Below are 10,222 nucleotides of genomic sequence, written 5' to 3' on the forward strand. Positions count from 1 at the left end.
CCGTCCGCCATGTACCTCGGCATCGACCTAGGCACGTCCGAAGTAAAGGTTTTACTGCTGTCGCCCGAGGCGCGTGTGCTCGCCACGGCCGGCTCGCCGTTCCATGTCTCGCGCCCGCATCCGCGCTGGGCCGAGCAAGATCCCGCCGATTGGTGGCGCGGCACCTGCGAAGCGATTGCGAAACTGCGCGCTGTCTGTCCCGACGCCTTTGCGCAAGTGCGCGGCATCGGGCTGTCTGGCCAGATGCACGGTGCCGTGCTGCTCGATGCGGCCGACCGCGTGCTGCGCCCCGCGATCCTCTGGAACGATATGCGCAGCGTCGAGGAATGCGACGAGCTCACGCGGCGCGCCCCTGAGTTGCACGAGGTGGCCGGCAACTTGGCGATGCCCGGTTTCACTGCCCCGAAGCTACTGTGGGTCGCGCGGCACGAGCCGGATCTCTTCGCTCGAACGGCCTGCGTCCTGCTCCCGAAGGATTACCTGCGGCTGCGCATGACGGGCGAAAAAGTGTCCGATCCTTCGGACGCCGCGGGCACGCTGTGGCTCGACGTCGCGCGCCGAGACTGGTCCGACGCGCTGCTCGCCGCCTGCGACATGACGCGCGCACAGATGCCTCGGCTGGCCGAAGGCAGCGCGCCGTCGGGCGTGTTGCGCGCCGACGTGGCGCGCGAGTGGGGCTTGAGCGGAGAGGTCGTCGTTGCGGCCGGAGGAGGCGACAACGCGACGAGCGCAATCGGCATCGGCGCGACGGAGCCCGGCGACGGCTTCGTTTCGCTCGGCACGTCGGGCGTGCTGTGCGTCGTAGGCGACCGCTTTTCGCCCAACCCGGCCTCGGCCGTGCATGCGTTCTGCCACGCGATTCCCGATAGATGGCATCAGATGAGCGTCGTGCTTTCGGCGGCGAGCTGTCTACGTTGGGTGTGCAAGCTGACGGGCACCGACGAGCCGACGCTCGTAGGCGAAGCCGCCGCGCTCGCGCCCGACGCGCTCGAGTCGGCCCCGATCTTTCTGCCATATCTTTCGGGCGAGCGCACGCCGCACAACGATCCCTACGCGCAGGGCGTTTTTTTCGGCATGACGCACGCAACCGATCGCGCACTGCTCGGCTATGCCGTCCTCGAAGGCGTCACGCTCGCACTGACCGACGGGCTCGACGCGCTGGCCGCGGCCGGCACGGCGCCGAGAGCGCTCTCGCTGCTCGGCGGCGGCGCGCGCAGCGCATTTTGGGCGCAGTTGCTCGCCGATGCCTTGGCCACGCCGACGCGTCAACATGGCGGCGGCGAGACGGGTGCCGCGCTCGGGGCGGCGCGTCTCGGCTGGCTTGCGGCCGGCGGGGAGCCGCGCACCGTGCTGACCAAGCCTCCCGTCGTCGCGCAATTCACGCCGAACGCGCAGCGACACGAGCAACTGCGCGGGCGCCTGCAGGGGTACCGCGACCTGTATCGGCACGTGCGGCCGCTATTCGAGCCTTCGCGCGCCCGGCTTGCCTGATATGCTGTTTCGCAGCTTCCCCAGTACCGGCCCTTGACACCGTGTCCAAATCCAACGAAAAACTCGACCTGGCCACGCGCGCGGCGTGGCTTTACTACGTCGCGGGCAATACGCAGAACGAAATCGCGGAAAAGCTGCAGGTATCGCGCCCCGTCGCCCAGCGGCTCGTCGCATTCGCCGTGGAGAAAAACCTCGTGCGCGTGCGTATCGAGCACCGGCTCGCCGATTGCCTGACGCTCGCCGAGCAGTTGAAGACGCGCTATGGCTTATCGATGTGCGAAGTCGTGCCTGTCGACGACGACACGCCGGAAGCCGTCGATCGCAAGCTCGCCGTCGCGGGTGCTCAAGTGATGGAGCGCTATCTGAGCGAGGAAAAGCCGATGATCGTTTCGGTGAGCAGCGGCCGAACGCTGAAGGCCGCCGCCGATCAGTTGGGCCAGATCGAGCGGCCGCAGCATCGGCTCGTTTCGATGGTCGGCGCGATCGCGCAGGACGGCTCATCGAACCGATACGACGTTGCGCTCCATATCTCCGAGAAAACGGGCGGCAAGCATTTTCTGCTGCCGGCACCGCTGATCGCCGACAGCGAAGCCGAGCGCGCGCAGTGGGTCAATCACCGGCTCTATCGAATCGTCGAATCGTTGACGGCCGAAGCGGACGTGTCCTTCGTCGGCATCGGCGACATCGGCCCGAAGTGCCCGCTGCACGTCGATGGCTTCATCACGGCCAGCGAGGTCGGCGAATTGACGAAGGGCGGTGCCGTGGCGGAAATGCTGGGCCTGCCGATCGATGCGGACGGTAAACGCGTCGCATCGCCGACGGGCCGGCGCGTGACCAGCGTGCCGCTCGATTCGCCGCCCAAACGCCCGACGATCGGCTTCGCGGGCGGCCAGCGCAAGCACGGCGCCGTGCTGGCCGTTCTGAAGGGCGGCTGGCTCTCTGGGCTCGTGACCGATGAAGCGTGCGCCCGCGCGGCGTTGGGCTGAGCCGAGCTGAGGCGCGCCGGCGCAGTCGTTTCCGCAGTCGTTTCTATGGCCGAATCTCGGCTTCGACGAGCTGCTTCAATAAGGCGAGCGACTCTTGCCACCCCAGGTAGCACGCCTGTACCGGAATCACCTCCGGTATGCCTTCCTGCACGATATTCACTTCGGTGCCGAAAGGCGTCTGCGCGAGCGACACCGTGGTCTGCATTTCTCCAGGCAGATTCGGATCGTCGAATTTGCCCGTGTAGCGGATTCGCTGATGCGGCACCAGTTCGAGATACTCACCGCCGAACGAATGCCCGTCGCCCGTCGTGAAATTCGTGAACGACATCCTGTAGCTGCCGCCCACCTCGGCTTGCAAGTGGTGCACGGTGCCCGTGAAGCCGTTCGGGGGAAGCCATTTCGCTAAAGCCGGGGCGTCGAGAAACGCGCGGTAGATCCGGTCCGGGGTGGAACGCAGAACGCGGTGCAGTCGAACGGTATTCGTGGGCATGATGAGCTCCAAAAGGCGAAGGGACGGCCCCTTCCATCCTACTCGACGAACGGCCAGCGTCGAAATCGACATGACCGTGCCGAATCGTGCGGCGCGGGAGCGCAGGTCTGCCGGTCCCTTTCTTCCGCGTTTCGCATCGGCAAGCGATGCACCGGTCATTTCAGCCCGGCACGCCGTCGATTCAAAACCACGATATATCGATTCTTAAAAATATTTGATCTCGAGCGCGTGAATGCCGCCTCGATCCATCGCTTCGATCCGCAAACGTTTGCGTTCAGGTGTCGCTTGCCTTGCCGGATTTCAGCGACTTCGAAAGCTCAAAAAATGGTTACGCGTTGGCAAACGTATTTAACAATCGACCGCTGCGGACTCTTATACATTTCGGTTGCCCAATGAAGCACCTATACCCCCTGTGCTTCACATATTGAAATAAAAACAGCCAAAGGTAGAGGTCCCTATGCGGAAAGAACTTCGTTTTCAACCGTCACCAGGCCGCAACGCCGATGCGCATCCGATTCCGAACCGGCCCCTGCGCCCGAAGGCGATGACGCTTGCCGTGCTCGGCTACGTCGCACTGCTCCCGGCGCTCGCTCATGCAAACTGCACGACGGTCGGCTCGGCGACCACCTGCGATTCATCGGCGCCGTCACCCTGGACCACGATGATCGGGACCGGGCCGACGACGGCATCGGGATCATCGGTGACGGTCGGCCCCAATGCTCAGATCGTCGTCGGCGACAGCAGCGCCATCGCACTAGGGGATAACGCGACCGTCCTCGTTCAATCCGGCGCGCTCGTGCAAAACGGTGCGGTCGCAACGAATGGCACATACGGCACGGGCGGCAACACGATCGATTTCCGCAACAACAGCACGCTCACCGTGGAACAGGGCGCCACCGTGCTTTCCAACGGCACGCAGGGACAAGCGGAAGCGGTCAATCCTGAAGGCACCGGCAACACGATCGTCAACAACGGCACGATCCGCGGCGTCAATTCCGCGGCAATCTGGTTCCAGAATACGACGGGCTCGAACACGGTCATCAACAATGCCACGGGCATCATTCAAGCGCCTGGCAACGTAATGGGCGCCTCCGGCAGCGGCGCGGTCGTCTTCACGAACTTCGGCCAGGTCATCGGCAACCTCGTCTTCGCGAGCGGCAACGATACGTTGAACCTCGAAACGGGCTCGAGCGTGTCGGGCACGATCAACGGCGGCGGCGGCGCGAATCTGCTGACGCTGGGCGGTGCGGGCTCGGACACGCTGCCGACGAAGATCACGAATTTCCAAACGCTGCAGAAACAAGACACCGGCACTTGGACGATCACGAATTCGATCGGCGCGATGGGCATCACTTCGGCCGAGGTCCAGCAAGGCACGCTCGTGTTGACGGGCAACAACTCGAGCTATACGGGCACGATGCTCGTCGATGCAGCCGGCACGCTGCGGGCCAGCGCGCAAAGCCTCACCAATGCCGTGACCGACAACGGCCTCGTGCAGTTCCAGCAGGACACGGCCGGGACCTACTCGGGCCTGATCAGCGGCACGGGCGCCGTCGAAAAAGACGGTGCGGGCACGCTGACGCTCGCGCCCACGGCCGCCGGCGGCAACACTTATACGGGCGGGACCATTCTGAAAGCGGGTGCGGTGTCGATATCCGCCGACCGTGCGCTCGGCGGCACGTCCGGCAGCCTCACGTTCGACGGTGGCGCCCTGCAACTCGGCAGCAGCTTCGACCTCGCGGCGACGCGCGCCGTTTCGATCACATCGAACGGCGGCACGATCGACACGCAGGGTTTTCAATCGACGATCGCACAGGGCATCACGGGCGCGGGCGCGCTGACGAAGGCCGGTAGCGGCGGGCTCGTGCTCGACGGCACGAACGGCTACACGGGCGGCACGACCGTCGCCGCGGGCACGCTCGTCGTCGGCGACGCCTCGAACGCGGCCGCATCGATCGCGGGTCCGGCAACGGTGTCCACGGGCGCCACACTGGGCGGCTACGGCACCGTGCGCGGCGATGTCACGAATAACGGCACGATTGCCGTGGCCAATGCGTTGTCGTCGACGATCGCGAACGCGCAAGCGCAAGGTGGTTTCACCATCAACGGCCAGTTGACGAATGCGGGCCTCGTGCAAATCGGCGGCAACGGACAAGCCGGCAATACGCTGAACGTGAGCAGCTACGTCGGCAACGGCGGGACCATCGCGCTGAACACGGTGCTCGGGGTAGACAACTCAGCATCGGACAAGCTCGTGATCAATGCCGGCACGGCAACGGGCAGGACGACGCTGAAGGTGACGAACGTGGGCGGCACGGGTGCGCCTACCGTCTCGAACGGCATCGAGGTCGTGCAGGCAACCAACGGTGCAACGAGCGACGCAAGCGCGTTCTCGCTGCCCGGCGGCGTGGTCAAGTCGGGCGCCTACGCGTACTACTTGGCGAAAGGCGGCGTCACCGCGGGCAGTTCGCAGAACTGGTATCTGCGCAACACGGTGCCCATCGCGGCCGACGCCACAGCGACGGCCGCTGTCGGCACCCCGGCATTGCCGGCCGCCGGCAGCGCGCCCATCACGCTGTATCGTCCCGAGGTCGCACTGTACGCGCAGATCCCTCCCGTGATGCGTCAGCTCGATTGGATGCAGCTCGATGAGTTCCATCTGCGCCAGGGCGATCAAATGCTGCTGAGCGAAACGGGCCGCCTACCCGCGGGATGGGGCCGCGTCTGGGGCGCGCATAGCGTGTTGTCCCAAGCCGGCGACGTGACCCCGCAATTCGACGGCACGATGGGCGGCGCGCAGATCGGCCATGACATCTACGCGGATGGCGTGCAGGGCGGCCACCGCAATCACTACGGTTTCTATCTCGGCATGGGCCGTGCAACGGGCGAAGTCAACGGTTCGGTCATGGGCTTGTCAGGCGTCGACGTCGGGCATCTTTCGGTCAACGAATACACCCTCGCCGGCTATTGGACGCATATCGGTCCGACGGGCTGGTACACCGATACCGTCTTGTCGGGCAGCGCACTCAGCGCGGATACGACGTCGGCCGACAACGTCCACGCGAGCACGCACGGCACCGCTGTCACGGCGTCGATCGAAGGCGGCATGCCGATCTCGATCGGGCACGGGCTGACGATGGAGCCGCAAGCTCAGATCGTCTATCAGCATCTGTCGATCAACGACCTGAACGACGGCATCTCCAACGTGCAATTCAACGGGGGCAACACCGTGCTCGCCCGATTCGGCCTGCGCTTCGCCGGCAGCTGGGACGCGCTCGGCGCCGCCTGGCAGCCCTATGTGGCGTTCAACGCGCTGCACGCGTTCGCCAACGTCGACCATCAGACGTATGACGGCGCAACGACGATCGCCACGCCGGTGAACCAGACCATGGGCCGGATCGATGCCGGCGTCGTGACGAAGTTCTCCAAGCACGGCAGCGCTTTCGCTACCGTGAGCTGGGGAACGAATCTCGACGGCGAGCACGTGCGCACGGTGGGCGGAAACGCCGGAGTGCGCTGGTCCTGGTAAACGCTGCGGCGGTGGGCTCGAGCGGCTTCGCGCCCCTCGACCGCCCTCAAGCCGCCGACAGCACTTCCACGATCTTTCGATCGTAGGCCAGTCCCTGCTCGTCGAACAGGTGACAATGCTCGGGGGCGGCGCCGAGCACGAGCGACTCGCCGCGCTCGTGACGCTCGAGCGGCGCGATCCGAGCGATCAACCCGTCCGCCGCCACCGTGGCTTCAGCATACAGATAAGCCGCATCGCCGAGCGATTCGACCGTCGTCGTGCGGGCGACGACGCCTTGCATAGGTGACGTTGCACCCGCCGATGCGTTCGGCTGCGCATGCAGATGCTCGGGCCGAATCCCGACCGTCACGCGCGCGCCGCGCGCCAACGCGCTCGCACCCGAACTGGCCGTCCCGCGCGTCTCGACCGCGACGCGCTGCATCTCGCCCGTGGCATACCGAACGAGCACGCCGTCGCCGCCGACTTGCTCGACCACGCCGTCGAGAAAATTCATCTTCGGCGATCCGATGAAACCGGCGACGAACCGATTCGCCGGCGCATGGTATAGGCGATTGGGACTGCCCACTTGTTCGACGTTGCCCGCCGACATCACGACGATCTTGTCGGCGAGCGTCATGGCTTCGACCTGATCGTGCGTGACGTAGATCATGGTCGTCTTCAACTCGTCGTGAAGCCGCGCGAACTCGAGGCGCATCTTCACGCGCAGCGCGGCGTCGAGATTGGACAGCGGCTCGTCGAACAGGAACACCTTGGGCTTGCGCGTGATGGCCCGCCCGATCGCCACGCGTTGGCGCTGCCCGCCCGAGAGCTGCTTCGGCTTGCGATCGAGCAAATGATCGATGTGCAGAATTTTCGCCGCGTTGCGCACGGCCTCGTCGATTTCGGGCTTCTTCGCTCCGGCAAGCTTCAGGCCGAACGCCATGTTGTCGTACAGCGACATGTGCGGATACAACGCATACGATTGAAACACCATCGCGATGCCGCGCTTGGCCGGCGGCACGTCGTTCACGCGTGCCGCGTCGATCATCAGCTCGCCGCCGCTGATCGATTCGAGCCCCGCGATCATCCGCAGCAACGTCGACTTACCACATCCGCTCGGCCCCACGAAGACGACGAACTCACCGTCCGCGATGTCGAGGTTCACGTTGCGCAATACCTCATGCTCGTCGTACCGTTTCGCGATCCCGCGCAGCGTCAAGCTTGCCATGATGCGTCTCCTTTCCCGTTCGTCGCCGTGCGCGCCGCAGCGGCGTCACCGCTCATCCATTGGTCGACGAGCGCGGGCAAGCGGCCCATGTCGTCGAATACGTGTTGCGCGCCTGCCTGCACGAGCGCATCGGCGTGCGCATGTCCGGCTTGCTCCGCATGCGTGCCGCCCGCGAAGCCGAGCACGAACATTCCCGCCGCGCTCGCCGCCGCCACGCCCGCGACGCTGTCTTCCACGACGATGCACGCCGGGCTCGGCACGCCGAGCGCATCGGCGGCCGCGATGTAGATGTCGGGTGCCGGCTTCGGTCGCGGCACGCGATCGGCACAGAACACATGCGAGCCGAAAAAGCGATCGAGCCCGGTGCGCGCGAGCACGGCGTGAACATACGCCGTGTAGCTGTTGCTCGCACACGCTTTCGTCAGCGCGATCCGCGTCAACGCCGCTTCGACGCCGGCGACGACCGGCGCCTGTTGTGCTGCCGCTTCCACGCTGCGCCGTATGGCGTCCATCTCGATCGGCGCGAGCGATTCGCCGAGCGCCGCGGCGCTGGCCTCGAGCACCCGCTCGATGCGCAGCCCAAGCAGCGGCATCACGATGGGCTCGACGTCGGCATGCGGCCAGCGCGCTTGCAGTTCGCGCACGAGCATCGTCGCGGCGACCGCCTCGCTGTCGATCAGCACGCCGTCGCAATCGCAAATGAGCACGCGGTCGCGTCGCAACGATCCTGCGTCTGCCATCGTCGTTCCCGTCATTTGACGGCTCCGAACGTCAAGCCCCGCACGAGCTGCTTTTGCGATAGCCAGCCGACGAGCAGGATCGGTGCGACCGCGAGCAACGACGCGGCCGACAACTTCGCCCAGAACAAGCCCTCGGGGCTCGAATACGATGCGATGAACACCGTCAGCGGCGCCGCGTTCGAGCTCGAGAGATTGATGCTCCAGAACGCTTCGTTCCAGGATAGGATCACGAGCAGCAGCGCGGTCGACGCGAGCCCCGGTAGCGCCATCGGCATCAATAGATAGACGATCTCCTGCCAGGTCGCGGCGCCGTCGATGCGCCCAGCCTCGAGAATGTCGCGCGGGATCTCGTTGAAGTACGTGAAAGCCATCCAAACGGCGATTGGCAGATTCATCAGCGTGTAGACGATGACGAGGCCCGAGACCGTATCGAGCAGCCCGGCGTTTTTCCAGAGCAGGTAGATCGGCACGAGCACGCCGACGGAAGGCATCATCTTCGTCGACAACATCCACAGCAGCAGGCTTTGCGTGCGGCGCGTCGGGAAGAACGCCATCGTATAGGCGGCGGGCACCGCGAGCAGCAGGCAAAGCGCGGTGACGCCCGCCGAGATCAGGATCGAATTGCGGGCGAACAGGAAGTAATCGCTGCGGGCGAACACTTCGCGGAAGCTGTCGAGCGTCGGCACGAAGATCATCGCCATCGAATAGGCGTCGCGCTCCGTTTTGAACGCCGTGATCGTCATCCAGAAGATCGGGAAGAACAGGGCTAGCGCGATCAGCCATGCAAGCAGCCCGGGCAGTGCGCGCCTGAGGGTATCGAGCGCCGGGAGTGGCGAGCGCATCGCTCGCGCGGCGGGTGCGGTCGGATGGCTCATGCTTCGTACTCCCCTTTCAGATTCTTCGCGAGCATGCGCACGAGGAAGAACGCGACGACGTTCGCGAGCACCACGGCGAGAATGCCGCCGGCCGACGCAAGGCCGACGTCGAATTGCTGCAAGCCCAGCGCATAAATCAAGTACGACAGGATCGTCGTCGCATTGCCCGGCCCGCCCGAGGTCGTCGTGTAGATTTCGGCGAAGATCGAGAGCAGAAAGATCGTCTCCATCATCACGACCACGGAAATCGCGCGCCGCAGATGCGGCAGCGTGATGTAGAAGAACATCGCGAACGGCCCGGCGCCGTCTATGCGCGCCGCTTCCTTTTGCTCCTCGTCGAGCGATTGGATCGCCGTGAACAAAATGAGGAACGCGAACGGCAGCCATTGCCAAGCGACGATGACGACGATCGCCGAGAGCGGATACGTGGCGAACCAATCGATCGGCTGCATGCCGAGCGCGCGCATTACAGCCGCCACGACGCCGTACACGGGGTGCAGCATCATGTTCTTCCAGATCAGCGCGCTCACGGTCGGCATGACGAAGAACGGGCCGATCGCGAGCAGCCGAGCGATCCCTTGTCCGATGAACTTCCGATCGAACAGCACCGCCATCAAGATGCCCCCGACGACGGTGATGACGAGCACCCATCCGATCAATTCGAGCGTGTGCACGATCGACGGCACGAACGAGGGGTCGGTGACGAGGTAAAGATAGTTGTCGAATCCGGCGAAGCCTTTTTCGTCGGGATTGAGCAGGTTGTAGCGCGTGAACGAATACCAGATCGTCATGGCGAGCGGTATCGTCATCCAGAGGACGAGCACGGCCACCGAAGGTGCGGCGAGCCAGCGCGTTCCGCCGGCGCGACGCTCGGGCGTCGGCAAAGCGCCTTGCTCGGCGGCAT

The 10,222-nt window shown here is 65.0% G+C and carries 8 protein-coding genes; 3 read left to right on the forward strand and 5 right to left on the reverse strand.

Features of this window, described 5'->3' with window-relative positions:
* Window positions 1-9: 9 nt before the first annotated feature.
* Together xylB and ACTHNZ_RS17415 are read left to right on the forward strand one after the other, a co-directional pair.
* Window positions 10-1,491: a xylulokinase gene (xylB, locus tag ACTHNZ_RS17410; protein WP_440543797.1), complete on the forward strand. Its 1,482-nt coding sequence runs from the start codon at window positions 10-12 to the stop codon at window positions 1,489-1,491.
* Between the two features lie 41 nt (window positions 1,492-1,532).
* On the forward strand, window positions 1,533-2,477 hold the full coding sequence (locus tag ACTHNZ_RS17415; protein WP_440543798.1) for a sugar-binding transcriptional regulator: 945 nt from the start codon (window positions 1,533-1,535) through the stop codon (window positions 2,475-2,477).
* A gap of 43 nt (window positions 2,478-2,520) precedes the next feature.
* Here ACTHNZ_RS17415 and ACTHNZ_RS17420 read toward each other — a convergent pair whose 3' ends face one another.
* Window positions 2,521-2,967, reverse strand: a complete 447-nt coding sequence (locus tag ACTHNZ_RS17420) for an SRPBCC family protein (RefSeq protein ID WP_440543799.1) — start codon at window positions 2,965-2,967, stop codon at window positions 2,521-2,523.
* Between the two features lie 457 nt (window positions 2,968-3,424).
* On the opposite strand from ACTHNZ_RS17420, the gene ACTHNZ_RS17425 reads away from it, so the two are divergent.
* Window positions 3,425-6,496 carry an autotransporter family protein gene (locus ACTHNZ_RS17425; RefSeq protein ID WP_440543800.1) on the forward strand — a complete coding sequence of 1,024 codons (3,072 nt, stop codon included), beginning with the start codon at window positions 3,425-3,427 and terminating at the stop codon, window positions 6,494-6,496.
* 46 nt (window positions 6,497-6,542) lie between these two features.
* On the opposite strand, the gene ACTHNZ_RS17430 is transcribed toward ACTHNZ_RS17425, so the two are convergent.
* The 4 genes from ACTHNZ_RS17430 to ACTHNZ_RS17445 are packed head-to-tail and all read right to left on the reverse strand — an operon-like array spanning window position 6,543 to window position 10,202.
* On the reverse strand, window positions 6,543-7,703 hold the full coding sequence (locus ACTHNZ_RS17430; protein ID WP_440543801.1) for an ABC transporter ATP-binding protein: 1,161 nt from the start codon (window positions 7,701-7,703) through the stop codon (window positions 6,543-6,545).
* A complete protein-coding gene (locus ACTHNZ_RS17435) occupies window positions 7,691-8,458 on the reverse strand; it encodes an HAD family hydrolase (RefSeq protein ID WP_440543802.1) in 768 nt (255 codons plus the stop codon). Before ACTHNZ_RS17435 ends, ACTHNZ_RS17430 begins: the two co-directional genes overlap by 13 nt.
* Complete coding sequence (locus ACTHNZ_RS17440) at window positions 8,455-9,285, reverse strand: carbohydrate ABC transporter permease (RefSeq protein WP_440543804.1); 831 nt, start codon at window positions 9,283-9,285, stop codon at window positions 8,455-8,457. Before ACTHNZ_RS17440 ends, ACTHNZ_RS17435 begins: the two co-directional genes overlap by 4 nt.
* Before the next feature lie 29 nt (window positions 9,286-9,314).
* A complete protein-coding gene (locus ACTHNZ_RS17445; protein WP_440543805.1) occupies window positions 9,315-10,202 on the reverse strand; it encodes a carbohydrate ABC transporter permease in 888 nt (295 codons plus the stop codon).
* Window positions 10,203-10,222: the final 20 nt, after the last annotated feature.

The organism is Trinickia sp., from assembly GCF_051953955.1.
GTDB lineage: Bacteria > Pseudomonadota > Gammaproteobacteria > Burkholderiales > Burkholderiaceae > Trinickia.